Below are 26,283 nucleotides of genomic sequence, written 5' to 3' on the forward strand. Positions count from 1 at the left end.
TGCGCCAAGTTAACGGCGCAAAAAGACGCAAAGGGTTCGTACCGGCATCAATATGAATTGAGGAAGGAGAGTAAGGTGGCTATCTATCTGAAAAACGACAAATTGAAGGGCAGTGCAACTGATTCCAATTTCAAGGAGCAGGTTGAACTGAATTCTTTCCAGTGGGGCGCGGGACTTGGCGTCAGCAGCGCCCGTGGTGGCGATCGCACAACGAGCGAGCCGAGCGTGTCGGAAATCACCTTTTCGAAGAACACCGACAAGTCGAGCGAGCGCTTCTTCAAGGCGCTGCTCAAGGGCGATCCGGTCGGTCAGGCGGAGATTTCCTTTACGGCTGCGGTGAAGGGTGAATCGGTTGCTTACCTGACGATCAAGCTGGAAGACGTGATCGTCTCGGGCTACTCCATCTCGCATGGTGGCGGCAGCGAAATGCCCAGTGAATCGGGCTCGCTGAACTTCACCAAGTTCGACTGGAGCTTTACCGGTCGCGACAAGGAGCACGGCGGAAGCCCGACGCACCTCATCTACAGCCTGGAAGAGAACAAGGTCGAGTAAGGCCAATGGCATATCGGGTGGGGCGTCGGAATTCTCCGGCGTCCTGCCCGCTTGCTGCTGATCCCTTTCCGATGGCGGTCTTTTCATGAAGCATCTTCTCAACATCCGTGCCCTCGGCGACGAGAATATCGAGGAGTATGCGCTCTACCGTTTCAGCGGGCGTGAAGCGATTTCGGAGAGTTTTCTCTACGAACTCGAACTGATTACCGACGGCGATCCCGATTGCAGCAAGCTGATCGGGAAGCTGTGCGAATTCGATGTGACGCAAAGTAGCACCGATGCGCGCATTTTTGCAGGTCGCATCTATGCTGCGCGCAAATTCAAGGTGCAGGGCACGGTGCACGTTTCCGTGCAGGTCCGCCCCGCCTATCACGCGCTGTCCTACGCCAAGGACACGCATTTCGTGCAGGACAAGCATTCCATCGACATTTTCGAGGCTATGACGAAAGACCTGACGGGCTTCGTCAAGGCAATTGATGCGTCTCCGCCCAATCCGCGCGTCTATTCGGTGCGGCTTGACGAGGCGGAGGACCGCTTTCTCGATCGCCTGCTCAGCCATGACGGGCTGATGTATTTTTTCGTGTACGAAAAGGGTGCCGGGGCTTTCCGGCACAAGATGATCGTCACCGACAAGACCTCGTCCTATATCGACGTTCCCGGCGGCGCGGTAGAATTCCGGCCAGCATCGGACAAGGCGGCAGTCAACCATCTCGAACGCAGCTATTCGGCAACTGCCGCATCGCAGGATGTCGCCAAATTCAGTTCGATGAATTCGGAAACCGTCGATACCGAAACCCAGCCGATGCCCGATTTCGCCAAGGTTTACGCACACGAAACCAAGGCCTTCGTCGAACAGGAATCGGATAGCGGCGCGGAGCATGCTGCGTTCAAGGATCGCCATGCGCAGGATAGCGATTTCGTTACCGGTCGTTCTGACGAGCCACACATGTTTGCCGGAGGGCGGATCGAGATTACCGAGGCGGGGACGCTTTCACCCGCGCGCGTCGTGCTCACCGTCGTCGAACACATGGCCGAAGACCCGTGGATGTTCGATGCCGACCGGCCCGGCAGCTATGCCAACAGTTTCCGCGCGATTGCCGCCGACCTGACGTTCCGCCCGCCAGTCGATTCGCCCATGCGGGTCGCTCCCGGCCCGTTCCTGGGTGTGGTGGGTAACAAGGATACCGTTACCGGCGAAGCCAAGGTGGACGATAAGTACCGCGTCCCGGTGGTGATCGATGGCGCGCGCGACTATTCGGGGCAGGGCCTCAACTACGAAGTGTGGTTGCCCGTCCGGCAACACTGGGGTGCGGGGGGCAAGCACGGTTCACAGTTCATGCCTCGCGCGGGCACACGGGTGATTGTCAACTTCCTGAATGGCAATCCCGACCTGCCCTATATTGACGGTATGCTCTATTCGCCGGGCAATCCCTACCCAGACGCTCACGCCGACGCGGGTCTGCGTACAGGTTGGCGTTCAGTCACCGACAAGGATGGCGGCATCACCCAGGAGTTTTTCTTCGAGGATAAGGAAGGCGAGGAGCGCATCTGGCTTTACACCGACCGCAATTATGAGCGCGAGGTGATGAAGGATGAATTGGGCCACATCTTCGAGAACCAGACGATCGAGATCGACAAGGACCAAACGCTGACGGTCCACCAGAACCGCAAGACCACGATCGATCAGGACGAAACGAACGACATTACTGGCAAGCGTACGACGACCGTAACCGGCAAGAGCACCCACGAATCGATTCAGGAACTGGAACTGAAAGTGGGTGCGTCCACGATCGTGATGAAGCCCGGTTCGATCGAAATCAAATCGCCGCAGATCACCATCGATGCGTCGGCTACGCTGACAATGAAAGGCGGCGCAAAAGCCGACCTCGGCTCGCCGATGACCACGGTGAAGGGCGACGGGATGCTCACCCTCAAGGGCGGCATAGTGATGATCAACTGATATGGCGTCCGCGTCTCCCGTAGCCCTGCGATTCCGCCGATCCGAACTGCACGAACACGCGCGCCTGTCCGAAGCGGCAATTGCGGTTCTGGACGACAGTGCGCAGCCCGCCGAATTCGTCAATGCACTGGTGGCAAAGCAGTTGACCGACGACGCCGTCCACGCGCTCGCCATGCTGCTGCCGCACCGGCAATCCGTGTGGTGGGCCTGCATGTGCGCGCGCTTGCTGCCGGGGCTCGACAAGCGCGCGACCGATCTTGCCGCAGTGGAGGCGGCGGAGAAGTGGGTGCAGTCGCAGGCTCCCGCCGATGCCGAGGCAGCAGGTAAGGCAGCAAACAAGGCCGATCGCGCCAAGGCTCCGGCATGGGTAGCGCAAGGGGCGCACTGGTGCGGCCCCTCACTTGCCCCACGAGGTCAGCCCGACGTGCCGCCGTCGCCGTTCCTGCCTGGCGTCGCGACGCGTAGTGCGCTGTTGCTGCTCGGCTACGATCCCGCTTTCGGCCGCGCCGTTCCGCTTGCCGAATGGCTCCCGATAGGTCTAGCCTTGATGGCAGGCGAAAACGGAAAAGAGGCGCAGGGGCTCGTCAAGCAAGGCCTCGCGTAACAGATACATGTGGAACCTGCTGATTTCCCGCGTCGATGACCCTCCGGGTCAATTCTTCGACCAGCGCCAGATCGACGCTGGCGAACTTATGCTCGGCGCGAGCAGGCGGGCCTGCGATGTGGTGCTCGGCACCAAGGCGGACGGAGTTTCTGGTCAGCATTGCCGGATTATTTCCTCCGGTCTCGATCTGCTGGCGGTGGACAATGGCAGCACCAACGGCGTGGCGCTGAACAGTCCCGAGCAGCGGATAATGCCTCACAATCCGGTGCCTATCCGTGACGGCGATAAGCTGTTTATCTGTAGCTTCGTGGTCACCATCGCCAGCGATGCAATGGCGGCCGGGATGCGGATGGGCGCGCCTCCGCCGCAGGAGCTACCCAAGGCGGCCAGTGGCGGCTGGGACGATGATCCGTTTGCCGATGCCGGCGCGGCGAGCTGGGAAGACGATCCGTTCTGGGCAGGTGATTCGAGCGGCGGCGAGGGCAACCTGCACGATCTGCTGAGCGACGAGATCGGAGCGCACATCGGCTCCAGTGCCCCGTCGCAGCGGGATCGCGGGCGTGACAATTTCGGCGATCCAATCGGGATGGCGATGAGCCGACCGATCCTTTCGAGCGAACCAATTTCGGCTGGCGACATGGCGATCCCGGAGGACTGGTTTGGCGGCAATCCGGGCGGAGGGGGCAGTTCGGCTTCTCCCGGCGTTGGCGGAGAAGATTTCTTCGACGATATCGCGCCGCCCGCTGCCGGAGGTGGTGCTGCGCCTGAGGTTGATTTCTTCGCCGACATGGGGGAGCCTGTCGGAGACTCCTTCGAAGACGATCCGTTCGGCGATATGGCCCCGGCAGGGGGCAGTGCCGCATCGTTCATGGATGACGAGTTCGATCCAGTGGACAACCTGTTGAGCGAGCCGATGGCCGCTCCTCCCGCGCCGCCCCCACCACCAGCATTGCCCACACCATCACCCGTTGCTGCACCCGCCCCAGTTCGCGCAACGGCAACTGCCCCAGCTACGGCTCCTGCTCCTGCTCCTGTACCAGTGGCAACGGCCGGAGCGGCCGACTGGTCGGCATTCTACGAAGGCGCAGGCATGGGTCCGGGCGAACTGCGGCTCTCCCCCGACGCCATGCGGCGGCTTGGCGTCATGTATCGGCAGGTCGTGCTCGGCATGTCGGACCTGATGCGCGACCGGGCGGAGTTCAAGGACGAGTTCCGGGTCGAGCGGACCCAACTTGCCATCGGTCGGAACAATCCCCTCAAGCACCTGCCGCCGCAGGATGCCGCCAAGGTACTGCTTGGCGACCCGTTGCCGGGATTCCAGGATTCCGAGGAAGCGATCCGCGGGGCGTTCGAGGACCTGAAACGCCACCAACTGGCCATGCTGGCAGGGGTCCAGCGCGCGCTCCAGGCAGTGTTCGACCGGCTTTCTCCCGAAGAGATCGAGAAACTGACGATAACTGCCAATGCCAGCAAGAAGTTGCTTTCGCTCAAGGTCGATCCGTGGGACATCTACCGAACGGTTTTTCAGGCGCTGAAAAAGGATGCGACATCGAACGCGAACGGCGTGATGAGCGTTGCATTTCGTGAGGGATACGAGGATTATCTGAGCTCCGCCAAATAGCGGAGACGAAGGGGGGAATTGCTGGTGACGTGGGAAAACAAGCCGGTCTGGTCGGAAGGCATGTTTCTGCGCCCGCAGCACTTCCAGCAGTTTGACCGGCACGTCAGCGCGCAGTTGGAAGGTCGGGTTTCGCCGCTCTCGTCCTACCCCTATGGCCTGACCGAGCTGCGTTTCTCCGAAGGCTTGCTGAAAACAGGCAAGCTGGTGATCGAGAAATGCTCGGGCATTTTCAGCGACGGAACCCCATTCCGCGTGCCCGATGAAGTCGCCGCGCCGATGGCTCTCGAGGTCAAAAGCGACAAGCGCGATGCCATCGTCCACCTGTGCATTCCCGAAGCCCGTGCCGGAGCCGCCGAAGTGGCGATGGACGAAAGCGCGCAGGCCGATACCCGCTATCTCGCGGGCGAGTTCGAGGCATCGGATTCGGTCTATGGCAGTGCCAGCCGAGTGGCGATGAATGTCGGGCGTTTGCAGCTTTCGCTGCGGTTCGAGGATGAGGGGCTGGACGGTTACCAGACCATCCCCGTCACCCGCGTGACCGAGCGTAAGGCCGACGATTCGCTGACGCTGGACCAGCATTTCATTCCTTGTGGCCTTTCAATCCGCGCGGGCGAGAAGCTGCCACGGTTCCTCGCCGAACTGGAGGGGATGCTCCACCAGCGAGGCGAGGCACTGGCAGGCCGACTCGGCACTCCGGGGGCCAAGTCAGTGGCGGACATATCCGACTACCTGACGCTGATGATCCTCAACAAGGCTGAGGCGAGGGCGCGGCATATCGCTTCACTACCTGCGATCCATCCGGCGGACTTTTACGAATATCTGGTGACGCTAGCGGGCGAACTGGCGACCTATATGGCCAAGGCGCGGCGGCCGAACTTCATGCCGACCTACAACCACCGTGAGCAGCGGCATTGCTTCAACGCGGTAATCCTCGAACTGAACAACCTGCTGTCGCAATCGAAGATGGACAACACGGTCAACATCCCACTGCAACTGGCCAAACACGGGGTGCGTTGGGGGCAGGTGAACGACCGTACGCTGTTCAACGGCGCGGAATTCATCCTCGCGGTGCGCGCCGATGTCGATACCGAAAGGGTACGCGCGAACCTGCCCAAGCTGGCCAAGGTCGGGTCGGTCGAAGTTATCTCGCAGCTGGTCAACCGGCAGTTGCCCGGTGCCAGCCTCAGCCCGATGGGGGCCGAGCCGCGGCAGATCCCGTTCACCGCCAACACCACCTATTTCCGCATCAATACCACGCACGAACAATGGAAGCTGGTGGAAGTGTCGGGCAAAGTCGCGATCCATATTCAGGACAAGCTGCCGGGTATCGAACTGGACCTGTGGGCAATCAGGGGGGCTGAATGATGGCAGACGAGCCCGAAGAAGAACGCACCGTCTTCCAACCCGGCGGAGCAGGTCGGCCTGGCGGGATGCCGGGAGCCGTGCCGCCTCCGCCCCCCATAGCTCCTCCGCCGCCGCCAGCGCCTCCTCCACCACAAGGGCAGGGCTATCGCCCGCCGGAACCACAGCAACTCAATCCGCAGGCGCAGCGGCCCGCCTCTGGCGCTTCCAGCGCCCCTGCACCCGGCGTTATCAGCTTTGCAACCGCAACGCCCGAACTCTACGGGCCGGAACCGGTAGTGGCCGCCGCCGGGCGATTGATCCATCTCGCTACACAAATCCGCACCATGCCGGTCGGCCCCGACATCAAGAGCCTGCGCCGCCTTGTTGTCGATGAGCTGGAAGCCTTCAAGAAGCGCGCCCGCGATCTCGGGCTGGAAGCGCGTTCGGTGCAGCTTGCGCATTACATGCTTTGCGCCTTCATGGACGATGCCGTGCTCGCCACGCCGTGGGGTTCGGAAAGCCCGTGGGCGCAGCAGAGCCTGCTCGCCGCCTATCATAACGATACCTACGGCGGGGACCGGATGTTCAACTTCGCCGAAAAGATGGTGCAGGATCCGGCGCGCGAACCGCGGCTGATGGAACTGCTCTATCTGTGCCTGTCGCTGGGGTTCGAAGGCCGCGCGGGCGTGGATGCGCGCGGCGAATCGCTGGTTTCGCGGCACCGCGCCTCGATGTCGACTGCAATCCAGCGGCAGCGGGAAGCGCAACCGGGTGATCTCTCGCCGCAATGGCGCGGGCAGAAAGTCGCGGCGGGCAAGTTCGCGCCGCGCGTGCCGCTCTGGGCTATCGCTGCGGGCCTTGGCGCGCTGGCGCTGCTGATCTTCGCGGCGCTGTTGCTGCGGTTGTCGAGCTCTGCCGATACTGCGCTGGAAGGACTGGACCGTGCCGTCGGCAATTCGGTGATCGTGCCGCCGCCGCCTGCACCGCAAAGCCAGACCCCGACATTTGACGAAATGCAGGCCATCCTTCAGCCCGATATCGAAGCACAGCGGCTGACGCTGACCCGCGAAGGCGGCGAAATCGTTGTCCGGCTCAACAACCAGGGGCTGTTCGGCGCAGGACAGGCGAACCCGGCGGGCGGCTGGACCGACACCTTCGGGCGGATTGCCGAAGCGGCGAACCTCACCAGCGGGCCGATAGCGATTGAAGGGCATACCGACAATTCGCAGCCGGGTGCTTCGATTGCCTTCCCCTCCAACCAGGCGCTCTCCGAAGCGCGCGCAGACGCCGTGGCGAGCGCAATCCGCTCAGCCGGGCTGACGCAGGGGGATCGGATCAGCACGCGCGGATTCGCTGCAACCAAGCCGATTGCCAGCAACGATACGGTGGAGGGGCGCAGCGCCAACCGCCGGGTCGAACTGCGTGTCGCCAACGATATAGCCTGGCGCTGAGGGGGAGCTGAGCGATGCAAAAGATCAAGAAGCTCTTCACCAACCGCTGGTTCTGGAGTTTTGTCGGGGCAATCCTGTTCGGGTTGATAATCTGGTTCGTCGGCCCGATGATTGCGATCGCCGATTTCCGGCCGTTCGGCTGGTGGCCGGTGACGCTGTTTGTCGCGCTGCTGCCCTTCCTTCTGGTGCTGATTTTCTGCCTGCTCGCCATTCGGCGCGAGAAGAAGAAAAACGCCGCGATGATGGAGGAGCTTAAGCCCGATCCCGCCGCCATCGAGCGGGACGAGATTGCCGCCAAGCTCTCGCAGGCATTGGACCAGTTGCGCACAGCGCGGCTCGGTTCGCGGCAGGCCTATGCCTACCAGTTGCCGTGGTATGCGATCATCGGCCCATCGGGTGCAGGCAAAACCACTGCGCTACTTAATTGCGGGCTGGAATTTCCCACGGCAGTGGCGGGCGAATATCGCGCGCTGCGTGGCCAGCCCAACACGCCGAATTGCGATTGGTGGTTCACGAGTGAGGCGGTGCTGATCGACACTGCCGGTCGCTATGTCAGCCAGGATGAGGACAAGGAGCAGGACGCGGCGGGGTGGAAAAATTTCCTCGACCTGCTGCGCAAGTATCGCCCCCTGCAGCCGCTGAATGGTCTGATCGTTGCCATCCCCGCGCCCGATTTCATGGATGCGCGGAAGATGGAAGCGCACACGCAGAACGTGCGCGAGCGTTTGGCCGAAACGACCAACCTTCTCGGCCAGAACCTGCCGATCTACCTGATGGTCACAAAGACCGACCTGCTGCCGGGATTCCGTGAGTTCTTCGCCCGTGCCACCGATGACGAATCGGACCAGGTCTTCGGCTCCACCGCACCGGGCGACAAGGCCGATCCGGAAGCGGTGCTGGTTGGGTTCGACGGGCTAGTGACGAGCATTTCCAGTCGCGTAGTTGACCGGATGCAGAACGAAAGCGACCTGCAACGCCGCGCCTCGATTGCCGGATTCCCCGGTCAACTCGCCAGCCTGCGTGGGCCGGTCGCCAAGCTGCTTGAGGAACTGACCAAGAAGACACGCTTCGATCAGCCTGCGCGGGTGCGCGGGATCTATTTCTCGTCCGGCACGCAGAGCGGCAGCCCGGTTGATCGCATCCTGATGAATGTCGGCGCACCGCCCGCCGCTTCGCAGAACGCCGTTGGCAGCGGGCGCAGCTATTTCCTGCGTCGATTCTTCGCCGATCTGCTGGTGCCCGAACACGGAATCGCCACCCGCAACCCTGCTGCCGAGGCGAGGGGGCGGCGCAATTACGCCATCGGCATTGGGGCGATGGCGGCATTGTTCGTTGTCGCGTTGGGGGTGTGGACCTGGGGCTATTTCCGCAACGCCGCGTTGATCGAGCGGGTCTATGCGATCACTGCCGATTACTCGAACGTCGCGGGGGAATCGCGCGGCGGCAGCGCCACGGTGCAGCAGGACCTTGCCGCGCTCGGGGTGCTGGGCAACGGCACGACCGAAATGGCGGAAGCGAGCGATTTCGCACTCGGGCTCGGGCAGGGAGGACGGCTCAACGCCGAGATGCGCGGCATCTACGGGCGCGATCTGCAACGGCGGCTGATGCCGATCCTCATGTCGCTCGCCGAGGAACGGATGACCTCGGACAATCCGGGCGAAGTCTATGACGCGCTCAAGAGCTACCTCATCCTCGGCGGTGAGGGGCCGGAGCAGGCCGAGCACGTGATGGCTTGGGTGCCGCGTGCCTGGCTGGGCCGCGCAGGCGGCAACGAAAGCGAAGCGGGCGCGCTCGCCACGCATACCGCCGCGCTGTTCGATATCGGGTTTACGCCGCAAGGCATCGACGTGGCGCGCAAGGAAAACGCGCGGCGGATCCTGCGCGCGCAGCCTCCGGCGGTGCGCGTCTATGGCCGGTTGAAGAGCGAGGCGCTCGCTTCTGGCGAACGGCAATGGATCGCTCGCGAGAACGCTGGGCCACGCCCGGAATTGCTGTTCGCGCAGAGCGGAGCCTTTGCGCCCAGCGCCGGTGTCCCCGCGCTGTTCACCCGCAATGGTTACGACAACATCTTCCTTCCCATCGTCGAACGCGGTCCGGAACTGCTGGAGGACGAAGTCTGGGTGGTCGGCGATTCCGCCAGCGAGGAACTGACGCCGAACCAGATTGCGCAATTGCGCAGCGATCTGGAGCGGCTCTACTTCAATGACTTCCTCGATCACTGGAACACGTACCTTGGGTTGATCGAACTGCGTCCGGTGAACGGGCTGGAGGACAATGTGCAGCGGCTCCGCGATGCGGGCGGGCCATTGTCGCCGCTGGCTCCATTGCTGCGGGCGATTGCCGAAGTCACCGACCTTACCCCGGCACAGCCAGAAGCAGGTGGCGGAAGCGGTGCGGCCGCGGGCGAAGTTGCGGTCGACATGGCCACCATGCGGTCCAGCACGGCAAACCGGGCCGCGAGTGTTGCCAATCGCGTTGGCGGGGCCAGCGCGACGGGGGGCGGAGCGCAGGATGCGGATGGTGGGCGCCAGGCGGTGATCCAGGCCTTCCTGCCGTTGCGCCAGTTTGTCGGTCCGGCAGAAGGCGGGGGGCCGATGGACGGGGTGCTCGCCACCTTCACCCAGGTCGCCAATGCGCTGAATGGCATCGCCGTGCTCGGCGGTGGCGATGGCAGCACCGGTGCGCAGCAGAGCATGGAAGCGCGCGCGGCGATCCTGCAATTGCGCCAGAACGGCAACAGTCTGCCGCTGCCGATAAGCGGCTGGGCGCTCGACATGGCGGGTGATGCCGAAAGCGCGCTGGGCATGGCGCGCGGAGCGCAGATGGGCGCGGCGATGGATGCCAATTTCGCCAATTGCGGGGAAACGATGGCGACCGCCTATCCGATCCAGGCAGCCTCTTCAGCCGATCTGCCTATCGAATCTTTTGCGCAGATTTTCGGCCCCAACGGCACCTTTGCCAGCTTCGTGAACACCCAGCTCAACAATTACATCGATACCACGCAGCCGGAGTGGGCGCTCAAGCCCAACGCCGGGGAAGTCGGGCTGACACAGGGCAGCGTGCGGGCATTCCAGGCTGCGAACCGGGTAACGCGAACATTCTTCGCCGGTGACCCGACTTCGCCCCGGCTGTCCTACCAGATAGAGCCGGTTTCGCTCAGCGGAGCAGAATCGGTGGTGCTGGAGATCGACGGGCAGCAACTGAGCTACAATGGCAGCACTCCGATCCCTGTAACTTTCGATTGGCCGGGCGCGGGCGGGGCGACATTGCAGTTCACCCGCGAAGATTCGAGCGCAGTTTCCCCCCGCGCCTTTTCCGGGCCGTGGGCGTTATTCCGGATGATGAAGCTGGCAGCGGTGCGCAGCGGTCCGTCTCCGCTGATCGGGGTGGGCAGCCTGACCCATTCAGGCGCACGGTTCGATTTCCGCATTCGCACCTTCGGGGCGAACAATCCGTTTGTCAGTGATCCCTTCGTGCAGGTGGCCTGCCCCGATATCGATGCGACGGCGCTCGCCTATGCGGATATGCCGCCGGTCCTTCACGGCTAGGCCGACCTTGGCTATTGCAGCGCCGACATGAGTCTCGCCCTCACTCCCATCGCCGGGTCCGCAGAAAGCGGGCGCCGCATCGGCAGCGGATCGCTGCTGATCGGGCGCGATCCGCGCGCGCAATTGCGGATCGACGATCCGACTGCTTCGGGCCGTCATTGCGTGATTTCGGGGCAGGGCGGCGACTGGCAAATCCAGGACTTCAGTCGCAACGGCACTTTCGTAAACGGCGAGAAACTCACCGTACGCCAAAACCTGCGCAATGGAGACCGCATCCGCATCGCCCAGAACGAATGGCAGGCGGTGATAGATGCTGCCACCGATGATGGCGGAGTCACCTATGTGCGCGCCGTCACCCCGCCGGAGACCCCGGTGGAGCACACGCGAGCGATGGCTTCGCAGCGCTCATCAACACCTGCGACGGCAAGGGCTGCTGGTGGAGTGAACGATCGCTTACTTGGCCCGGCGTTGGAAGTGCTGGCCGAAATTGCGCGCACCCGCAAGCAGGCGCGCAGCGAACTGTTCGGCGACAAACCGGGCAGCAGTGCTTCGCAAGCGCGGAAGAATTCCCCGCTCGCCGACGCCCGCAAGGGGCAGGCACTTGCTACGCTTTCTGCCATGCGCCCGGACGAAGCGGAGCAGGCGGTTCGTCAGGCGGGAACCGAGTTGACTGCGCATGATGCTGCATTGCTGGCCGCGATGCAGGCCGCGCTGCATGCCGTGCTCGACCAGTTTGCCCCCAGCCAGATCCAGCGCGGTGGCAAGAACGATGCACAGGCGTGGCAGGCCTATCGCGCAGCTTTTGAGGACCAGGACGTCGGCTTCGTCGAACTGTTCGCGCGCAGCTTCGAAGAGGAATACCGCAAGCAGTCGGGCTAGCATATGTAGTGCTTCGATGACCCCAACGCAAAGGGCCGGGAGATTGCTCTCCCGGCCCTTTGTTTGTGTGCCGTTGTGGCAGATTAGGGCTTAGTCCGAACGCCCTTAGTTACCGGAGCCGGGGCCGTAGGTAACTTCCACGCGGCGGTTCTGCAGTTCGCGGACACCGTCGGCAGTGGCGACGCGGGGCATCGATTCGCCGAAGGCTTCGCTGCTGATCCGCGCGGCAGGAATGCCACGACCGGTGAGGTAGTCACGCACCGCAGCGTTACGACGCTCGGACAGGCCGACGTTGTAGCTGGCTGCACCCGAACGGTCGGCGTGGCCTGCCAGCATGACGCGGGCGGTGCCGCAGTCGCGATAGGCAGTGGTGGCCGAGTTGAGCACGGTAGCCGCTTCCGGAGTGATCGCCGACTGATCCCAGTCGAAGAATACGATGTAAGGCCCGGTGTTGCACTGCGCCTGCGGCGGCGGCGGCGGCGGCGGGGGGGGCGGAGGCGGCGGGGGCGGAGGTGCGACCGGCTGTGTCGGCATCGGCGGGGGCGGAATCATTGCCGGTTCAGAGCCACCGAAGTTGAAAATGATCGTTCCCAGAAGCGAATGGGTGGCCAGATCGCCGTCGAACGTCCGCCCGAAGCCGTCACGGAATTCCGGGCCGTCCACGTTGTGATACTTGTACTTTACCGAGGCATCGATGCTGTCGGTGAGGGGCGCATAGACCTGCGCCACACCCTGCCAGGCAAACCGCGCGTCGTTATCGTCGAGAAAACCGGGGCCGGTGCCAAAGCTGCGCACATCGACGAAGCGCGCATTCGAAATGCCGACGCCGCCGCCGATGGCAAGGCCAATTCCGCCATTGCCGCCGATGTCGAGCAGCGCGTTGAGCATCCCGCTCCAGATCTCGCCTTCACCGTTCACCGCAGTCTGCGGGCCGAATGCCAGATCGGTGGCATTGGCGGGCACTCCGGCTGCTCCGGCATCGAGCGAATCAAGGTTGAAATTCTTGTACGAACCTTCGACTTCGAAGCGAACCGGCCCCGCATCATAGCCCAGCAGCGCTTCGCCTTCCCAGCCATAGTCGGTATCGGCAGTCACTTCCCCGGCCGTGTTCTCGAAATCGATCTCGCCAGCATCGACAACACCTGCGCCAATGCCGAGGTAGAAGCCGGTGTCCTGCGCCAGCGCTGGAGTTGCCGCCAGCGCGGTGCCGGTCAGCAATGCTGTGGTGATTTTCCTCATCGGGTCGTCCCTTTCCGTCAATTATCCGCGAATCATCGCGCTGCATTTCCGGCAATTAGCCAGAAAATGCGACAGTGCCGAGACGCATACTAGGGACTTGGAATTACAGCAACCGCAGCTGTCCGGTGCTTTCGGGCCTGCGGAACTGGGAGCAATCGAGCGTGAAGTCCGCCTTGCCCAGCCCCGCGCGGCGGCAGGCGAGGCGGAAGCGGGCGCGGAACAGGTCGGCCCAGACCCCGGTGGGCCTCATCCGTGTGTGGAAATCCGGATCGTTGTCCCGCCCACCACGGATCGATTGAACGATGGCCATCACCTTCCCCGCGCGTTCGGGGAAATGCACTGCCAGCCATTCGCGGAACAGCGGCGCAACTTCGTGCGGTAGGCGCAGAGGTATCCAGCCGCAACTTTGCACGTCCATCGCTGCGGCTCGGGTGACGATCTCCTCCATGAATTCATCGGTGATGGCGGGGATGATCGGCGAGATCGAGCAATGCACTGGCACCCCTGCGCGCGCCAGTTCGCCCAGCGCGGCAAGCCGCTTGGCCGGGGCGGCGGCGCGCGGTTCCAGCTTGCCCGAGAGGATCGGGTCGAGTGAGGTGACCGAAATTGCCACCGCGACCAGCTTGTGCCGGGCCATCTCGGCCAGGAGATCGAGATCGCGCAGCACCCTGTCCGACTTGGTGGTGATGGTGACCGGATGGCGGGTTTCCAGACACACCTCCAACAGCTGCCTAGTGATGCGGTAGCGGTTCTCGATCGGCTGGTAGGGATCGGTGTTGGTGCCCATCGCCAGCGGCTGCGGCACGTACCTAGGCTTGGCGAAGGTTTTGCGCAGCAGCCGCGCGGCATCGGGTTTGGCGAACAACTTGGTTTCGAAATCCAGCCCGGGCGACAGGTCATGATAGGCGTGCGTAGGGCGCGCGAAGCAGTAGACGCAGCCATGCTCGCAACCGCGATAGGCGTTTACTGAACGGTCGAAGGGAATATCGGGAGATTGGTTGAAACTGAGGATCGTTTTGGGATGTTCCTCGGTTACCGTGGTGCGCAACTTGGGCGGTGCGCCGTCGAGTGCCTCCATGGCGTCGCGCCAGTCGTCGTCCACCGCGCGTTCAGCCAGCCCGAACCGCTGCGGCACCATGGCCGATTGGGCACCCCGGCCCCGAACAGCACTTTCTGGCTTGCGCATGGAACATAAATAGAACAAAAGCGCAACGTGGGCAAGCGAGGAGATGGACAATGGCGGTGCTCGATTATCTTGAGCTGCCGGTACAATCGGTGGCGAAGGCACAGGAATTCTACGGCGCGGCGTTCGGCGGGCGCTTCACCGGTTACGGGCCGGACTATGCGGCGCATGAGGGCGGGCCGTGTCAGTTGGGGCTTAACGGCGCACAGGATGCCGAGCGGAGCGCGGCGATCCTGCCGGTAATCCGGGTCGAGGACATCGAAGCGGCGCGCGCGGCGGTGCTGGCAGCGGGTGGGCGGCTGACGCTGGACATCTTCGCTTTCCCCGGTGGGAGGCGGTTTCACTTCGCCGATCCCGAGGGGCTGGAACTGGCCTGTTACCAGCCGGAAGAAAGCTAGATTTCTTTCAGGCGGGGCATCAGTTCGACGAAGTTGCAGGGGCGATTGCGGCTGTCGAGTTGTTCGGCAAGGATGCTGTCCCAGCCGTCTTTTACTGCGCCGTTCGATCCGGGCAGGGCGAAGATATAGGTGCCATCCGCCACCACCGCGCAGGCGCGTGACTGGATGGTTGAGGTGCCAATGGTTTCGTAGCTGATCCAGCGGAACAGTTCGCCGAAACCGGGAATATCGCGCCCGCCCAGTCCCTGACGTACCCGTTCCAGCGCTTCGGGAGTGACATCGCGCCCGGTCAGCCCGGTGCCGCCGGTGGAGACGACCGCGTCCACCTCCGGATCGGCGATCCATTCGCGCAATTGCGTGGCGATCAGCGTGGCATCGTCCTTCAGCAGCGCCCGCCGCACCAGATGGTGCCCTTTGGCCGCGATCCGCTCGGCAAGCAGGTCGCCCGAGGTGTCCTCCTCCGGCCCGCGCGTGTCGGACACGGTGAGCAGGGCAATGTTGATCGGCCGGAAGGCGCGGCTTTCGTCGATCGCCATCAGTTGCCCCCGGCGGACATATAGGCGCGCCCGTCATTGCCCGATCCGGTGGGGAACAGCGGCCAGCCGTTCTGCGCCAGCGCGCGACGGCTGGGCGATGCGGCGTTCGCCTGCCGCTCGTACATCCAGTAATTGCGCATCACGATGGCGACATAGCCGCGCGTTTCCCAATAGGGGATCGCTTCCATGTACAGCAGTGGATCCTCGGCATCGTTGATCTCGCTTTCCCAGCGGCGGATCGGGGTCATCCCGGCGTTGTAGGCGGCCATGATGATCGGCAGGCGGCCGCGCGTGGCGGGATCGTCGCGCAGCATGATCAGGTTCTGCTGCCCGAAAGCGAGATTGGTGTTCGGATCGTAGATGTTCACCCCGCTCGCGCTCAGCCCCAGCGTCGGCGCGTGCTGGCGCACGGTGATCGGGGTGATCTGCATCAGCCCCTGCGCATTGGCCGGGCTGGTGGCATCGGCGCGGAAGGCGCTTTCCTGCAGGATATGCGCGAAGGCGAGGGCGGGATCGACCTGCCAGCCATTGTAGGGCGCGATCTTGGGGGCGGGGAAGTGCGAGGCCGGGTCCGCCTCTGCCCCCGAAGGGGCGTTGTAGGCCATGTAGAGCTGAGTCTGCGGAAAACCGAGCGTGCGGGCGAGGCGTGAATAGGCGGCATAGTCCTGCGGATTGCCGATCCGCGCCTGGTGCAGCAGCACGGTGCTGCCGAGCACATCCTGACCAATCTCCTTGAGCGCTACGGCGATGCGGACATTCTCGACATTGCCCAGCGTCTGCCAGTCCTGAGGCGTGAAGTCGGCGCTCTCCACCCGGTCCGGCAGGCGGCGGCCGAGCTGTTCGGCGGCGAGCATCCCGTAGAGCGTGCGATCGTCACCCGCCGCATCGTTGAGGAATCGCGTCGCCAGATCGGGCTGGCGGCAGCGCAGCGCCGCGCGTGAGGCCCAGTAGAGCGCGGCGGTGCGCAGGTCGGCATTCACGGCCCCGGCGGCGGAGCGCTGGAAGGACTCGCTGGCAGTCTGGCAATCGTTGAGCCGCCAGGCCGCCAGACCCGCGGTCCAGTCGCCTTCCGCCACCCAGGCCCCGCTGCCGACGCCGACGGTCTGCGCCATCGCCAATGCTTCGGCATCGCGGTTCTCGATGAAATAGCTCCACGCCACCCGCTGCCGCCATTCGGCGCGGGCTTCGGAACTCAGCGCGCCATCGATCCCGTCGAGCAGCAGTCGAGCCCCGTCAGGGTCATCGTTGGAAATGCGTTCCAGGATATTGGCCCGGATGTCGCCAGGCATCGTCCCGTCGCTAACAGCGCGCGGCAGCACCCGGCGCGGCATGGTCGATTGCGATTGCAGCTCGCGGACATAGGGCAGGTTCGGTTCCTGCGAGGCTCCGCGTGTCACGGCCAGCCGTCCGATTTGCGGTGCCTGCGGCAAGTCGGTGCCGCTTTCCAGCCAGTCGAGCAGCGCCGGTAGTTCCACGCGCGGGGAATTGGCGTGCAGGTAGTACTCCGCCCGCGCCACATCGGTGAGCAGGCCATCCGGGCGGCGCGCGAGCAGGCTTTCGACTTCGGACCACCGCTGCCCGTCAATGGCGCGGAACAGCTGCGCATAATGCTCGCGCTCCTCGGCGGAAAGCTGCTGCGGCACTTCCTGCGCGGCGATACGGGCCGTGAAATAGGTGCGCGTGTCCTGCTGCTGTGCGGAAGCGGGCGCGGCGATCAACGCCGCCAGCAGGGCAGTGGTGGCGAAAAGGGCTTTGGTCATGCAGTCCATTCCAGCAGGCGATACCACAGCCGCGCGCGCTGGCGCGGGTGGTCGATCAGGCGTTCGGGGGCGAAAGTGGTGAGCGCGGGAATACCCGCCACGGTGGTGAAGCTCTCGGGCGGGGCGGCGGGATCTTGACCGAGCAGCGCGGGCAATTTGCTGCCGAACAGGATCACCCGCTGCGGCTGCGCCAGTTCGATATGCCGGAGCACCGCCGCACCCAGCCCGTCGAGCGCCAGCGCGTCCCAATCAGGCAGCGGCATGGCGCAGGGCAGGGCGGAAGCAAAATAGGGCGCATCGGGCGCATGTCCCAAAGCGTGGGTGATATTGGCGAGCAGCTTGCCCTGCGGACCTGCCAGCAGGCGCTCGCGATCCTCGGCTTCAGGCATAGGCACCAGCATCAGCACTGGCGCGCCAATCTCGCCGCGCGGAGCAACCCGCTGGGCAGGCGCGCCGGGAAGCGGACTGGCTGCATCGAGCCACCAGCTTCGAAACGCCTCAAGATCGGGAGGCAGGTGCTTGACCACAATCGCCGGTTCGGGCGCGGCCTCGACCGCCTTCACCGGTGCGGCGGGTTTGTCCGATGGCGTGGGCGCAGCAACCGGCTCCGGCTCCGCCAGCCAGTTCTGCGCCTTCTCGACAAAATCGCAGTCCACGCCCGCATCGCGCCACCAGTCGAGCGCGGCGGCGTATTGGTCTGCCAGGGTGATATCGGGGCGATTTTCCATCATTGGGGCCAAGGCCGGTCTTGACCTGCCGCTGGCCAGCTATCAAGCCCCTTTGCAGCAAATGACAGGTAATCGGGACAAAGCGATGAGTGTACGGGAATCGATGCCCGTGGATGTGGTAATCGTGGGCGGCGGCGTGGCCGGGCTCGCGGCGGCGATCCGGTTGAAGCAGGTGAATGACGCGCTGGAAGTGGTGGTGCTCGAAAAGGGCTCCGAACTCGGCGCGCATGTGCTGTCGGGAGCGGTGGTCGATCCGAAGGCGCTGGACGAGCTGCTGCCCGATTGGCGCACGATGGATTGCCCGATGGCGCAGACCCCTGTCACCGACAACTGGCACTGGCTGCTCGGCAAGACCGGCAAGACCTCCATTCCCCACGCAATCATGCCGCCGTTCATGTCGAACGATGGCTGCTACACCGGCTCGCTCGGCAATCTCACCCGCTGGCTGGGCGAACAGGCCGAAGCGCTGGGCGTAATGGTATTCCCCGGCTTCCCCGCCGCCGAAGTGATGTTCAACGATGCGGGCGCGGTCACCGGCGTGGTGACGCAGGACATGGGCGTGGCGGCCGATGGCAGCCACAAGCACGATTACCAGCCGGGCATGGAAATCCACGCCAGGTACACGCTGTTTGCAGAGGGCGCGCGCGGCAACCTCACCAAGCAGATGAAGGCGCGCTTCGATCTGGAAGCGAACTGCCAGCCGCAGGTCTATGGCCTCGGCATCAAGGAACTGTGGGATATCGATCCCGCCAAGTACGTGCCGGGCCGGGTAATCCACACGCAGGGCTGGCCCTTGAGTGAGAGCGACACCTGGGGCGGCGGGTTCCTCTATCATCAGGCGAACGGGCAGGTCGCAATCGGCTTCGTCACCGCGCTCGATTACAAGAACCCCTACGTTTCGCCTTTCCACGAATTCCAGCGCTGGAAGCAGCACCCGGCGATCCGCGAATATCTGGAGGGCGGCACCCGCGTGGCCTATGGCGCGCGGGCGATCAACGAAGGCGGCTGGCAATCGGTGCCCAAGCTCGCCTTTCCCGGCGGCGCGCTGGTCGGCTGCGCGGCGGGCTTCGTCAACGTGCCCCGGATCAAGGGCAGCCACACCGCAATGAAGAGCGGGATGCTGGCGGCAGAAGCCGTCGCGGCGGCGATTGCGGCGGGCAGCGAGCATAGCGAACTGTGCGATTACGAGGCGAACCTGCGCGCCAGCTGGATCGCGACCGAACTCAAGAAGGTGCAGAACGCGCAACCGCTGGTGGCGAAGTTCGGCGGCGATATCGGCACCATCCTCGCGGGCGCGGACATGTGGATGCGGCAGCTCAAGATCGGCCTGCTCCCCGCCATGAAGCATCACCGCGATTACGCCGAAACCCAGCGGGCGGACCTGTACAAGCCGATCGACTACCCCAAGCCCGACGGCAAGATCAGCTTCGACCGGCTGACCTCGGTCTCCTATTCCTTCACCAACCACGCCGAGGATCAGCCCTGTCACTTGCAGGTGGCGGACATGGACTTGCAGCGGGAGAGCGAACTGGGTGTGTTTGGCGGGCCTTCGACGCGCTATTGCCCGGCTGGGGTGTACGAATGGCTGATCGAGGAGGGCCGCGAGCCGAAGTTCGTAATCAACTCGCAGAACTGCGTCCACTGCAAGACCTGCGATATCAAGGACCCGAACCAGAACATCAATTGGACTACCCCGGAGGGCGGCGGTGGGCCGAACTATCCGAATATGTGAGTTGAGTAGCGACGCTTGGCATTTCGCCCCTTGTGCAATGTGATCGGTTTGAAGGAGCATAGTTGAATGGCGCGGAGTGAGGGTATTGAAAGCCGTGGAGGATGGACGATCGCTGCCCGGCTGAGTCGAGGTGTATCGTCAGGACTCGCCGTTCTTCTGCTTGGTTCCTGGGGCGCGTACTCGAACCTGGAAGCTTACCAGAAAGAGCGGATTCAGAGTACGGCACTGATCCAAATAGCGGCGCTGGCTCCCGACGGATCGCTGGAGCCGTATCAAGAAGAGCGGTTGAAGCGCGCGCTGACCTCAGATGATTAGTTGGCGAGTTTGAAGATCGTACCGGAAGGAAATTCCCGAGTGCGCGAGACTGCTTACGCCAAGATCAACCTCGCGCTCCACGTGCGGCGGCGGCGGGAGGATGGGTATCACGAACTCGAAACGCTGTTCGCTTTCGTCGATGCGGGGGATGTGCTGGTGGCGTGTTCTGCCGAGGCAGACCGGCTGACGACGGTCGGCGAATTCGCCACCGCACTCGATAATCCGTTCGACAATATCGTCCTGCGCGCGCTCACCGCGCTGCCGCGCCGCGATGGCCTTGCGATCACGCTCGAAAAGAACCTCCCCGTCGCCGCAGGGCTGGGCGGGGGTTCGGCGGACGCGGGGGCGGTGTTCCGGATCGTGCGCGATGCCTATGGCCTGCCCGATGACTGGCGCGAGCGCGCGGCCAGATTGGGCGCGGATGTGCCGGCCTGTGTCGAGAGCGTCACCTGCGTGGGGCGCGGGACGGGGACCGAGTTGGAGCCGGTCGAAAACGATCTGGCCGGAATGCCCGTGCTGCTGGTCAACCCGCGCGTGCCCCTAAGCACCGGGCCGGTGTTCACGGCTTGGACCGAAACGGGGGGCGGTGTGGATCGCGGGGCACTGCCGGAGGGCACCGCGCGTGAGATCACGCTGGCGGGGCGCAACGATCTGGAAGGGCCTGCGCTTTCCCTGTGCCCGTTAATCGGCGAGGTGCTGGCGGCGCTTGCTGCCACCAATCCGCTGCTCGCCCGCATGTCGGGCTCCGGCGCGACGTGCTTTGCGCTTTACGCCAGCGAGGCGGAGCGCGATGCGGCGGCGGCTGCGATGCCGGGAGAGTGGTGGAAACTGGCGGGGCGGCTGCGGTGATCGAGCACGAAGCCTACCGCATTCTCGGCACGCCAGCGCCGGGGGGTATTCTGATCGTCTCGGACCATGCCAGCAACGCCGTTCCGCCCGATATCGACCTCGGCATTGCCCCCGAACTGCTCACCCAGCACGTCGCCATAGACATCGGCGTGGCAGAGATCGGCGCGCTGATGGCGCAGCAGAGGGGCGTTGCCGCATTCCAGGGCAACGTCAGCCGCCTCGTCTGCGATTTCAACCGCGATCCTGACAGCCCCGGTCTCGTCCCGCTGGTCAGCGACGGCCACGCCTTTCCCGGGAATGCGGGCCAGCGTGAGGCCCGGATTGCGCGGTTCTTCGATCCCTACCACAAGGCGCTGGCCGAACTGCTGGAGCAGGCACCGCCCGCGCTGGTCCTTTCGCTGCACAGCTTCACACCCGCGCTCGCCACCTGCGACAAGCCGCGCCCGTGGCATGTCGGGGTGCTCTACAATGAGGACGACCGCGCCGCGCGGCTCGCCATTCCCTTGCTCGAGGCCGAGGGCCTCACCGTCGGCGACCAGCAGCCCTATTCGGGCAAGCTGCTCAACGCTACGATGAACCGCCACGCCGAGGGGCGCTTTCCCTATCTCGGCATCGAACTGCGGCAGGACCTGACCGGCGACGCGGCAGGCTGGGCCGAGCGATTGGGGCGGATTGCAGAGCAGGTCTCTCGGCAAATAGAATAAGTGTCTTGGCTTCGCCCGCCCTTGCGTTAGGGAAAAACGAGCAAGCCAACAGGACCAAGCCCATGCCCGCCTACCGTTCCCGCACTTCCACCCACGGCCGCAACATGGCGGGCGCGCGCGGGCTTTGGCGTGCCACCGGCATGAAGGACGGCGATTTCGGCAAGCCGATCGTCGCGATCGTCAACTCCTTCACCCAGTTCGTGCCCGGCCATGTGCACCTGAAGGATCTCGGCCAGCTGGTCGCCCGGCAGGTCGAGGCGGCGGGCGGCGTGGCCAAGGAATTCAACACCATCGCCGTCGATGATGGCATCGCGATGGGGCATGACGGGATGCTCTATTCGCTCCCCAGCCGCGACCTGATCGCCGACAGCGTGGAGTATATGGTCAACGCCCACTGCGCCGATGCGATGGTGTGCATTTCCAATTGCGACAAGATCACGCCGGGAATGCTGATGGCGGCGATGCGGCTGAACGTGCCGGTGGTGTTCGTTTCCGGCGGGCCGATGGAAGCGGGCAAGATCGTGCTGAAGGGCAAGGAAGTCGCGCTAGATCTGGTCGACGCGATGGTGGCTGCGGCGGACGAGCACTATTCGGACGAGGAAGTGGCCGAGATCGAACGCTCGGCCTGCCCTACCTGCGGTTCGTGCTCGGGCATGTTCACCGCCAATTCGATGAATTGCCTGACCGAGGCGCTGGGCCTGTCACTCCCCGGCAATGGCTCGCAGCTCGCAACCCATTCGGACCGGCAGGGCCTGTTTGAGCGGGCGGGGCGGCTGGTGGTGGCACTGGCCAAGCGGTATTACGAAGAGGACGATGCCTCTGTCCTGCCGCGCTCGATTGCCAGCTTCCAGGCGTTCGAGAATGCGGTGAGCCTCGATATTGCGATGGGCGGATCGACCAACACCGTGCTCCACCTGCTCGCCGCCGCGCACGAGGCGGAAGTCGAGTTCACCATGGCCGATATCGACCGGTTGAGCCGCAAGGTGCCGTGCCTGTCGAAAGTCGCCCCGGCCAAGAGCGACGTCCACATGGAAGACGTCCACCGCGCGGGCGGGATCATGGCGATCCTCGGCGAGCTGGACCGCGCGGGGCTGCTGCACACGGCGCTGCCCACCGTCCACAGCCCGACGATGGGCGATGCGCTGGACGATTGGGATATTGTCCGCACCGGCAATCCCAAAGTGCACGAATTCTACAAGGCCGCCCCCGGCGGGGTGCCGACGCAGACCGCCTTCAGCCAGTCGCGCCGCTGGGACGCGCTCGATCTGGATCGCGCAAACGGGGTGATCCGCAACCGCGAACACGCCTTCAGCCAGGATGGCGGGCTGGCAGTGCTCTATGGCAATATCGCCCGCGACGGCTGCATCGTGAAGACGGCGGGCGTCGATGAAAGCATCCTCAAGTTTTCCGGCCCCGCCAAGGTCTACGAAAGCCAGGACGCGGCAGTGGAAGCGATCCTTGCCGATGAGGTAGTGGCGGGTGACGTAGTGGTGATCCGCTACGAAGGGCCGAAGGGCGGCCCCGGGATGCAGGAAATGCTCTACCCCACCAGCTACCTCAAGTCGAAGGGGCTGGGGGCGCAATGCGCGCTGCTGACCGACGGACGCTTTTCCGGCGGCACCTCCGGATTGTCGATCGGCCATGTCTCTCCCGAAGCGGGCGAGGGCGGGGAAATCGCGCTGGTGGAGCCGGGCGATCTGATCGAAATCGACATTCCCAATCGCAGCATCAACCTGATGATTTCGGACGAGGAATTCGCCCACCGCCGCGCGGCGATGGAAGCGCGCGGCGCCTCCGCGTGGCAGCCCACCGAACATCGCCCGCGCAAGATAACGCCCGCTTTGCAGGCCTATGCCGCGATGACCACCAGCGCCGCGCGCGGCGCGGTGCGCGATGTCTCGCAGGTGCTGGGCAAGTGAGGTTGCTGGTCCTGCTTCTTGCTCTTGGCGTCGCAGCCTGCGGTGAAGCCGAGGCGGGGGCCGACACCACGCCGGTTGAATGCGCTTTGGGCGGATCGGCGGCCTTCGCGCCCGATTGCACGATGGAACGCGCCGAAGTGGACGGCCAGCGCACCGTGATCGTGCGCCATCCCGATGGCGGGTTCCGCCGCTTCGAACTGGGCGTGCCCGAGCGCGGGATCATCACCGCCGACGGCATGGAGCAGGCCGATGTCACCCGCAGCGAAGGAATTATCGAGCTGCGCGTGGGGGCGGACCGTTACCGCCTGCCTGTCGCTGACTAGGCCCATGCGCGAACCACAACAGATCCTCACCGCCGCGCAGATGCAGGAGGCGGAGCAAGGCCTGATTACCAATGGGGCCAGCGTCTCCAGCCTGATGGAGCGCGCGGGCGCGGGCGCGGCGGAATGGGTGTGGCGGATCGCTGCGGGTCGCGCGGTTACGGTGCTCTGCGGTCCCGGCAACAATGGTGGCGATGGCTATGTTATTGCACGCGTTTTGCGTGATCGCGGGCTGGCCGTACGGATCGTCGCTCCGCTTGAACCCAAGACCGAAGCGGCGATTGCCGCGCGCCGGGCCTGGGGCGGGGAGCCGGTCGCGACGGCGCATGGCGCGGTGCTGGTCGATTGCCTGTTCGGCACCGGCCTCGGCCGGCCGCTCGATGACGATCTGCTCGGCCTGCTGCGCAAGCTGTCGTCAACCCACCAGCACGCCGTGGCGGTGGACCTGCCCAGCGGGGTGGACAGCGATAATGGCGAATGCCTCAATCCCGGCCTGCCGCGCTATGACCTGACGCTGGCGCTCGGCGCATGGAAATTCGCCCACTGGCTGATGCCGGCGATGGACACGATGGGCGAAAAGCGGCTGGTGGATATCGGTGTCGGCAAGGTGGCGGGGGCGGCACGGCTTTCGACGCCGCCGGTGCTCGGCCTGCCGCCGCGCAGTGCGCACAAGTATTCGCGCGGGCTGCTGGCGGTGGTGGCGGGCGTGATGCCGGGTGCGGCAATCCTCGCGGCGCAGGCGGCGCAGCACGGCGGTGCGGGCTATGTGAAGCTGTTCGCGGGCGAGGAGGACGACGATCTCGAAGGGCCGCCCGATCTGGTGGTCGATCACGGATCGCTGTTTGATCTGGTGCGCGATGAACGGATCGCTGCCTTCCTCGTCGGGCCGGGTCTGGGACGCAGCAACGAGGCGCAGGCGCGGCTCGACTGGGTGCTGGCCTGCGACTTGCCCACAGTCTGCGATGCCGATGCGCTGTCGCTGCTCGAACCCTCGATGCTCGACGGGCGCAGCCAGCCGATCATTGCCACGCCGCACGCGGGTGAACTGGATGCGATGGCCAATGCTTTCGGCACGGTCGGGCTGGACCGGGCCGAGCAGGCGCAGGAACTGGCCGAAGGCATTGAAGGCGTGCTGGTGGCCAAGGGGCCGGATACGCTGATCGCCGCCGAGGGATCACCGCTGTCGGTGATGCCGCCCGCCACAAGTTGGCTGAGCACGGCGGGAACCGGCGATGTGCTGGCAGGGCTGATCGCCAGTCGTCTTGCCACCGGAGTCGGCCCGCGCAAGGCCGCCGAGCAGGGCTGCTGGCTGCATGCCGAAGCCGCGCGGAAGGCGGGGCCCGCGTTCTCGGCGGGTGAACTGATCTACCATGTTCCAGATGCTTACGGGGCATTCCTGTGAGCGAAGCCGAAGAGATCCTGCGCATTGCGGCGAAGGGCGATGGGGCTACCGCCAGCGGTCGCCACGCTGCCTATGCAGCGCCGGGTGACACGCTGCTGGCCGATGGTTCGGTGCAGCCGGGGCCGCACCACGCTACCCCGCCGTGCCGCCATTTCGGCACCTGCGGCGGGTGCCAGTTGCAGCATTGCGACGAACCTTCGCTCGCGCAGTTCGTGCGCGAGCGGGTGGTGTTCGCCGCGCAATCGCAGGGACTGGACCCGCGCCTGGTTGCCGAGCCCGCCATGTCCCCGCCGCGTTCGCGCCGCCGGGCGAGCCTGAAGGCGATCAGTTCGGGCGGCAAGCCGCTGGTCGGGTTCAACGCGGCAGCATCGCACAAGGTGATCGACCTGGCCGAATGCCATGTGCTGCTGCCCGAATTGTTCGCGCTGATTGCCCCGCTGCGCCGTTATTTCGCCGCGCTCAAGGGGCGGCATGCGATCGAGATCGAGCTGGCGCGGGTCGATCAGGGAGTCGACTGTGGGCTCAAGGGCTTCATGCCCGAAGGGCTGGCGCAGACCGAGAACCTGCTCGATTTCTGCCGTGATCATGGGCTGGCGCGGCTGACGCTGGATCATGGTTATGGTGCTGAAGGGTTCTGGGAGCCGGAGCCTGTGACTGTGACGTTAGGAGGCATTGCGGTGGCCTATCCGACCGGGGCTTTCCTGCAAGCCACCCATCATGGCGAGGCGGCGCTGGTAGGGGCGGCGCACGAATGGCTGGCGGACTGTACTCAGGTGGCGGACCTGTTCTCCGGCCTCGGCACCTTTGCTTTGGCATTGGCTGGCGGAGGCAAGGTGCTGGCTGCGGAAGCGGACCGGACGGCGCATCTCGCCTGCCGCAGCGCTGCCAATTCCGCCCGCCTGCCGGTGGAAGCCGTCCACCGTGATCTGTTCCGCAACCCGATGCGCGCCGAGGAGCTGGCGGGCTTCGACGGCGTGCTGCTCGATCCGCCGCGTGCCGGTGCGCGCGAGCAGATCGAACAGATTGCCGCGAGTGGCGTGGGCCGGGTGGTCTATATCAGCTGCAATCCGTCGAGCTGGTCGCGAGATTCCGCCACATTGGCGGCGGCAGGATACGAATTGGCGGAACTGCGTCCGGTGGGGCAATTCCGCTGGTCAACCCATGTCGAGTTGGCGAGCTTGTTCGTAAAGTCGGCTTGAATTCAAATTCTTGAGCAACTCCTACTTACTCTGAAACAAC

The 26,283-nt window shown here is 64.5% G+C and carries 22 protein-coding genes; 17 read left to right on the forward strand and 5 right to left on the reverse strand.

Annotated elements, in window-relative coordinates; translation table 11 throughout:
- Positions 1–75: 75 nt before the first annotated feature.
- The 8 genes from JY451_12975 (at position 76) to JY451_13010 (ending at position 11,959) form a co-directional block, all read left to right on the forward strand.
- The gene (locus tag JY451_12975; GenBank protein ID QZH74561.1) at positions 76–552 is read left to right on the forward strand and encodes a type VI secretion system tube protein Hcp; all 477 of its coding nucleotides are present in this window, start codon (positions 76–78) and stop codon (positions 550–552) included.
- 85 nt (positions 553–637) lie between these two features.
- A complete protein-coding gene (gene tssI, locus JY451_12980) occupies positions 638–2,512 on the forward strand; it encodes a type VI secretion system tip protein VgrG (GenBank protein QZH74562.1) in 1,875 nt (624 codons plus the stop codon).
- 1 nt (position 2,513) lies between these two features.
- Positions 2,514–3,116, forward strand: coding sequence for a hypothetical protein (locus tag JY451_12985; protein QZH74563.1), 603 nt, complete (start codon positions 2,514–2,516; stop codon positions 3,114–3,116).
- Positions 3,117–3,123: 7 nt separating this feature from the next.
- Complete coding sequence (gene tagH / locus JY451_12990; protein QZH74564.1) at positions 3,124–4,737, forward strand: type VI secretion system-associated FHA domain protein TagH; 1,614 nt, start codon at positions 3,124–3,126, stop codon at positions 4,735–4,737.
- A 24-nt stretch (positions 4,738–4,761) separates the two neighbouring features.
- On the forward strand, positions 4,762–6,102 hold the full coding sequence (gene tssK / locus JY451_12995; protein QZH74565.1) for a type VI secretion system baseplate subunit TssK: 1,341 nt from the start codon (positions 4,762–4,764) through the stop codon (positions 6,100–6,102).
- A complete protein-coding gene (icmH, locus tag JY451_13000; protein QZH74566.1) occupies positions 6,099–7,532 on the forward strand; it encodes a type IVB secretion system protein IcmH/DotU in 1,434 nt (477 codons plus the stop codon). The genes tssK and icmH overlap by 4 nt, the downstream gene beginning before the upstream one ends.
- Positions 7,533–7,546: 14 nt before the next feature.
- A complete protein-coding gene (gene tssM, locus JY451_13005) occupies positions 7,547–11,080 on the forward strand; it encodes a type VI secretion system membrane subunit TssM (GenBank protein ID QZH74567.1) in 3,534 nt (1,177 codons plus the stop codon).
- Positions 11,081–11,107: 27 nt separating this feature from the next.
- Positions 11,108–11,959: an FHA domain-containing protein gene (locus JY451_13010; GenBank protein QZH74568.1), complete on the forward strand. Its 852-nt coding sequence runs from the start codon at positions 11,108–11,110 to the stop codon at positions 11,957–11,959.
- A 105-nt stretch (positions 11,960–12,064) separates the two neighbouring features.
- Here JY451_13010 and JY451_13015 read toward each other — a convergent pair whose 3' ends face one another.
- The gene (locus JY451_13015; protein ID QZH74569.1) at positions 12,065–13,198 is read right to left on the reverse strand and encodes an OmpA family protein; all 1,134 of its coding nucleotides are present in this window, start codon (positions 13,196–13,198) and stop codon (positions 12,065–12,067) included.
- Positions 13,199–13,301: 103 nt separating this feature from the next.
- The gene (locus tag JY451_13020; GenBank protein ID QZH74570.1) at positions 13,302–14,384 is read right to left on the reverse strand and encodes a PA0069 family radical SAM protein; all 1,083 of its coding nucleotides are present in this window, start codon (positions 14,382–14,384) and stop codon (positions 13,302–13,304) included.
- Between the two features lie 50 nt (positions 14,385–14,434).
- On the opposite strand from JY451_13020, the gene JY451_13025 reads away from it, so the two are divergent.
- Positions 14,435–14,779, forward strand: a complete 345-nt coding sequence (locus tag JY451_13025; protein QZH74571.1) for a VOC family protein — start codon at positions 14,435–14,437, stop codon at positions 14,777–14,779.
- Here the strand turns inward: JY451_13025 and moaB are convergent.
- From moaB to JY451_13040, 3 genes are read right to left on the reverse strand one after another with little or no spacing between them, the layout of a single operon-like run.
- On the reverse strand, positions 14,776–15,315 hold the full coding sequence (moaB, locus tag JY451_13030; protein QZH74572.1) for a molybdenum cofactor biosynthesis protein B: 540 nt from the start codon (positions 15,313–15,315) through the stop codon (positions 14,776–14,778). The two genes, JY451_13025 and moaB, sit on opposite strands and share 4 nt — an antisense overlap.
- Positions 15,315–17,084, reverse strand: a complete 1,770-nt coding sequence (locus tag JY451_13035) for a lytic transglycosylase domain-containing protein (protein ID QZH74573.1) — start codon at positions 17,082–17,084, stop codon at positions 15,315–15,317. The genes moaB and JY451_13035 overlap by 1 nt, the downstream gene beginning before the upstream one ends.
- Positions 17,072–17,806 carry a hypothetical protein gene (locus tag JY451_13040; GenBank protein QZH74574.1) on the reverse strand — a complete coding sequence of 245 codons (735 nt, stop codon included), beginning with the start codon at positions 17,804–17,806 and terminating at the stop codon, positions 17,072–17,074. The genes JY451_13035 and JY451_13040 overlap by 13 nt, the downstream gene beginning before the upstream one ends.
- 82 nt (positions 17,807–17,888) lie before the next feature.
- On the opposite strand from JY451_13040, the gene JY451_13045 reads away from it, so the two are divergent.
- The 8 genes from JY451_13045 to JY451_13080 all read left to right on the forward strand — a co-directional run bounded on the left by JY451_13045 (position 17,889) and on the right by JY451_13080 (position 26,243).
- Positions 17,889–19,535, forward strand: a complete 1,647-nt coding sequence (locus JY451_13045) for an electron transfer flavoprotein-ubiquinone oxidoreductase (GenBank protein ID QZH74575.1) — start codon at positions 17,889–17,891, stop codon at positions 19,533–19,535.
- Positions 19,536–19,601: 66 nt separating this feature from the next.
- Entirely contained in the window at positions 19,602–19,850 is a 249-nt protein-coding gene (locus JY451_13050) for a hypothetical protein (GenBank protein QZH74576.1), read from the forward strand.
- A 39-nt stretch (positions 19,851–19,889) separates the two neighbouring features.
- Positions 19,890–20,699 carry a 4-(cytidine 5'-diphospho)-2-C-methyl-D-erythritol kinase gene (locus JY451_13055; GenBank protein QZH74577.1) on the forward strand — a complete coding sequence of 270 codons (810 nt, stop codon included), beginning with the start codon at positions 19,890–19,892 and terminating at the stop codon, positions 20,697–20,699.
- Positions 20,699–21,403 (forward strand): N-formylglutamate amidohydrolase, encoded by a 705-nt coding sequence (locus tag JY451_13060; GenBank protein QZH76727.1) that lies wholly within the window; start codon positions 20,699–20,701, stop codon positions 21,401–21,403. Before JY451_13055 ends, JY451_13060 begins: the two co-directional genes overlap by 1 nt.
- A 62-nt stretch (positions 21,404–21,465) precedes the next feature.
- Positions 21,466–23,322, forward strand: coding sequence for a dihydroxy-acid dehydratase (gene ilvD / locus JY451_13065; GenBank protein QZH74578.1), 1,857 nt, complete (start codon positions 21,466–21,468; stop codon positions 23,320–23,322).
- Positions 23,319–23,645, forward strand: coding sequence for a hypothetical protein (locus tag JY451_13070; GenBank protein ID QZH74579.1), 327 nt, complete (start codon positions 23,319–23,321; stop codon positions 23,643–23,645). The genes ilvD and JY451_13070 overlap by 4 nt, the downstream gene beginning before the upstream one ends.
- A gap of 4 nt (positions 23,646–23,649) precedes the next feature.
- Entirely contained in the window at positions 23,650–25,044 is a 1,395-nt protein-coding gene (locus JY451_13075; GenBank protein QZH74580.1) for an NAD(P)H-hydrate dehydratase, read from the forward strand.
- Positions 25,041–26,243: a class I SAM-dependent RNA methyltransferase gene (locus tag JY451_13080; protein ID QZH74581.1), complete on the forward strand. Its 1,203-nt coding sequence runs from the start codon at positions 25,041–25,043 to the stop codon at positions 26,241–26,243. Before JY451_13075 ends, JY451_13080 begins: the two co-directional genes overlap by 4 nt.
- The last annotated feature ends 40 nt before the right edge of the window (positions 26,244–26,283 follow it).

The sequence above is a fragment of the Erythrobacter sp. genome (genome assembly GCA_019739335.1).
GTDB lineage: Bacteria > Pseudomonadota > Alphaproteobacteria > Sphingomonadales > Sphingomonadaceae > Alteraurantiacibacter.

What these genes read in the sequence shown, in the direction of transcription:
- tssI (QZH74562.1), top strand. Translation starts at nt 638, where the DNA reads ATGAAGCATCTTCTCAACATCCGTGCCCTCGGCGACGAGAATATCGAG.
- JY451_12985 (QZH74563.1), top strand. Translation starts at nt 2,514, where the DNA reads ATGGCGTCCGCGTCTCCCGTAGCCCTGCGATTCCGCCGATCCGAACTG.
- tagH (QZH74564.1), top strand. Translation starts at nt 3,124, where the DNA reads ATGTGGAACCTGCTGATTTCCCGCGTCGATGACCCTCCGGGTCAATTC.
- icmH (QZH74566.1), top strand. Translation starts at nt 6,099, where the DNA reads ATGATGGCAGACGAGCCCGAAGAAGAACGCACCGTCTTCCAACCCGGC.
- tssM (QZH74567.1), top strand. Translation starts at nt 7,547, where the DNA reads ATGCAAAAGATCAAGAAGCTCTTCACCAACCGCTGGTTCTGGAGTTTT.
- JY451_13010 (QZH74568.1), top strand. Translation starts at nt 11,108, where the DNA reads ATGAGTCTCGCCCTCACTCCCATCGCCGGGTCCGCAGAAAGCGGGCGC.
- JY451_13015 (QZH74569.1), bottom strand. Translation starts at nt 13,198, where the DNA reads ATGAGGAAAATCACCACAGCATTGCTGACCGGCACCGCGCTGGCGGCA.
- JY451_13020 (QZH74570.1), bottom strand. Translation starts at nt 14,384, where the DNA reads ATGCGCAAGCCAGAAAGTGCTGTTCGGGGCCGGGGTGCCCAATCGGCC.
- JY451_13025 (QZH74571.1), top strand. Translation starts at nt 14,435, where the DNA reads ATGGCGGTGCTCGATTATCTTGAGCTGCCGGTACAATCGGTGGCGAAG.
- moaB (QZH74572.1), bottom strand. Translation starts at nt 15,315, where the DNA reads ATGGCGATCGACGAAAGCCGCGCCTTCCGGCCGATCAACATTGCCCTG.
- JY451_13035 (QZH74573.1), bottom strand. Translation starts at nt 17,084, where the DNA reads ATGGACTGCATGACCAAAGCCCTTTTCGCCACCACTGCCCTGCTGGCG.
- JY451_13040 (QZH74574.1), bottom strand. Translation starts at nt 17,806, where the DNA reads ATGATGGAAAATCGCCCCGATATCACCCTGGCAGACCAATACGCCGCC.
- JY451_13045 (QZH74575.1), top strand. Translation starts at nt 17,889, where the DNA reads ATGAGTGTACGGGAATCGATGCCCGTGGATGTGGTAATCGTGGGCGGC.
- JY451_13050 (QZH74576.1), top strand. Translation starts at nt 19,602, where the DNA reads ATGGCGCGGAGTGAGGGTATTGAAAGCCGTGGAGGATGGACGATCGCT.
- ilvD (QZH74578.1), top strand. Translation starts at nt 21,466, where the DNA reads ATGCCCGCCTACCGTTCCCGCACTTCCACCCACGGCCGCAACATGGCG.
- JY451_13075 (QZH74580.1), top strand. Translation starts at nt 23,650, where the DNA reads ATGCGCGAACCACAACAGATCCTCACCGCCGCGCAGATGCAGGAGGCG.